Source organism: Pseudomonas sp. 910_21, assembly GCF_052850735.1.
Window position 1 is genome coordinate 1 of record NZ_VXCY01000024.1, and the last position, 3,333, is coordinate 3,333.

Below are 3,333 nucleotides of genomic sequence, written 5' to 3' on the forward strand. Positions count from 1 at the left end.
GGCGAGAACGGCCAGCAACTGGTGGCCTATATCGTGCCGAGCGACGCCGCAATGGCGGTGGCAGGGGACGCTCAGGCGGCCCTGCGCGAAAGCATCAAGACGGCGCTGAAAGAGCATGTGCCGGACTACATGGTGCCGGCCTACCTGCTGTTCCTGGAGGCGCTGCCCCTGACCCCGAATGGCAAGCTCGATCGCAAGGCCCTGCCCAAGGTCGACGCCCAGCAGATGCAGCAGGTCTACGTGGCGCCGCAGAGCGAACTGGAGCAACAGATCGCGGCGATCTGGGCCGATGTGCTGAAGCTTGAACAGGTCGGTGCGACCGACAACTTCTTCGAACTGGGCGGTGATTCGATCATCTCGATCCAGGTGGTCAGCCGCGCGCGGCAGGCCGGTATCCGCTTTACCCCGCGGGATCTGTTCCAGTACCAGACGGTACAGGGGCTGGCGGCAGTGGCCGAGCAGGGTGAGGGCGGGGTGCAGATCGACCAGGGCCCGGTGCATGGCGCAACTGCGCTGCTGCCGGTGCAGCAGTGGTTCTTCGAGTCGCCCATGAGCGAACGCCATCACTGGAACCAGTCAGTGCTGCTCAAGCCGGCCCAGCCGCTGCGCGCCGAGGTGGTAGAGAGCGCCTTGCAGGCACTGTGGGTGCAGCATGACGCCTTGCGCTTGCAGTTCAGTCAGGAGGCGGATGGCTGGTCGGCGCGGTTTGCCGATGCCGACCAGCAGCCGGAGCTGCTCTGGCAGGTCGCGGTGGATGGCGCCCAGGCCATGGAACAGTCCGCGATCGAGGCGCAGCGCAGCCTGAACCTGCAGGACGGGCCGCTGCTGCGGGCTGTGCTGTTCAGCCTGGAGGACGGCAACCAGCGCCTGTTGCTGGTGATCCACCACCTGGTGGTGGACGGGGTGTCCTGGCGGATCCTGCTTGAGGATCTGCAACTGGCCCACGCTCAACTCAGCGCCGGCCAGCCCCTGGCATTGCCGGCCAAGACCAGCTCGACCCAGGCCTGGGCCGAGCAGATGCGGGCCTATGCCCAAGGTGCGGCGCTGCAGGAAGAACTCAAGTACTGGCAGGCCCAGTTGCAGGGTGTCGAGTCGAGCCTGCCGCTGGACCGCCCGGTGACCGCATTGCAGAACCAGCACGCCAGCAGCCTGAGTTCACGTCTGGACAAGGCCCATACCCAGCGCCTGCTGCAGGATGCCCCGGCGGCCTACCGCACCCAGATCAACGATCTGCTGCTCACTGCCCTGGCCCGGGTCATCACCCGCTGGACCGGCGAAGCCAGTGCCCTGGTGCAGTTGGAAGGCCACGGTCGTGAAGACCTGTTCGACAGCATCGACCTGACCCGCACCGTAGGCTGGTTCACCAGCATGTTCCCGGTGAAGCTCACGCCACAGGCGTCCCTGGCCGACTCGATCAAGTTCATCAAGGAACAGCTGCGGGCGGTGCCGAACAAGGGCATCGGCTTTGGCGCCCTGCGTTACCTGGGGGATGCTCAGGCGCAGCAGACCCTGGCAGCCCTGGCTGTACCGCGTATCACCTTCAACTACCTGGGCCAGTTCGACGGCAGTTTCGACGAGCAGGATTCCCTGTTCAAACCCAGCGGTGAAGCCAAGGGCGACGACCAGAGCCCACTCGCCCCGCTGAGCAACTGGCTGAGCCTGGATGGCCAGGTCTATGGCGGCGAGTTGAGCCTGAGTTGGACCTTCAGCCAGCAGATGTTCGATACCGCCACTGTGCAGCGGCTGGCCGACGACTATGCCGAGGAACTCAAGGCGCTGGTGGCGCATTGCTGCACACCGGAGCAGGCGGGCGCGACCCCGTCGGACTTCCCGCTGGCGGGCCTGAACCAGCAGCAACTGGATCGCCTGCCGGTGTCGATGGCCGGTGTCGAAGACCTCTACCCCCTGTCGCCGATGCAACAGGGCATGCTGTTTCATACCCTCTACGAGCAGGCGGCGGGCGACTACATCAACCAGCTGCGGGTAGACGTGGATGGCCTCGATCCGCTGCGCTTCCAGCAGGCCTGGCAGGCGGCCCTCGATCGGCATGACATCCTGCGCACCGGCTTTATCTGGCAGGGCGAGGTGTCGACGCCGCTGCAAGTGGTGCACAAGCACATTGCCCTGGACTGCACCGAACATGACTGGCGCGGCCAGCCGCAGCAGCAGGAAGCCCTGGATACCCTGGCCACCGCCGAGCGCCAGCGTGGCTTCGAGCTGGATGCCGTGCCCTTGTTGCGCCTGACCCTGGTGCGTATCGACGAGCAGCGCTACCACCTGATCTACACCAACCATCACATCCTGATGGACGGCTGGAGCAACTCGCAGTTGCTCGGCGAAGTGCTGCAACGTTATGCCGGTCAGTTGCCCAGCCACGCTCCGGGCCGCTACCGGGACTACATCGCCTGGCTGCAACGCCAGGATGCCCAGGCCTGTGAAAAGTTCTGGAAAGAACAACTGCAGACGCTGGATGAACCGACCCGCCTGACCCAGGCGCTGTCCCGGGTCGCGGACATTGCGGCCGGCACCGGCCACGGCAAGCACCATCGCGAGCTGGACCTGGCACAGACGGCTCGGCTTGGCGAATTTGCCCGGCAGCAGAAGGTCACGGTCAACACCCTGGTGCAGGCGGCGTGGCTGCTGTTGCTGCAGCGTTGCACCGGGCAGGACAGCGTGGTGTTCGGCGCCACGGTAGCGGGGCGCCCGGCGGAGCTCAAAGGCATCGAGCAGCAGGTGGGCCTGTTCATCAACACCTTGCCAGTGGTGGCCACGCCGCGCCCGGACATGACCGTGAGCCAATGGCTGCAAGCGGTGCAGAGCCGCAACCTGGCGCTGCGCGACTATGAATACACGCCGCTGTACGAAGTGCAGCGCTGGGCCGGGCTGGGTGGGGATGCGCTGTTCGACAACATCCTGGTGTTTGAGAACTACCCGGTGTCCGAGGCCCTGGAAAAAGGCGCTCCGGCGCAACTGCGCTTTGGCGCGGTGGGCAACCACGAGCAGACCAACTACCCACTGACCGTCGCGGTGAACCTGGGGGCGAGCCTGTCGTTCGAGTTCATCTATGCCCGTGAATCTTTCTCCGAACCTTCAATGGTGCAGTTGGGCGGGCACTTGCAGGGCCTGTTGCTGAGCCTGATGGAGCATCCACAGACTGGGCTGGGTGAGTTGCCATTGCTGACGCAGGACGAGCAGCGCCGCATTCGCCAGGATTGGGACCACACCGATGTGGTCTACCCGACCCACCGTTTTGTCCATCAGCTGTTCGCCGATCAGGCGGCCAAGGCCCCGGATGCGCCGGCGGTGTTCTTCGCCGAGCAGCGCCTGAGCTAC

The 3,333-nt window shown here is 65.3% G+C and carries 1 protein-coding gene; it reads left to right on the plus strand.

Going from position 1 to position 3,333, the window contains the following annotated elements; all coding sequences use genetic code 11:
- The coding region (locus tag FW796_RS31785; protein WP_446440694.1) for a condensation domain-containing protein at nt 1-3,333 on the plus strand (3,333 nt) is incomplete at both ends.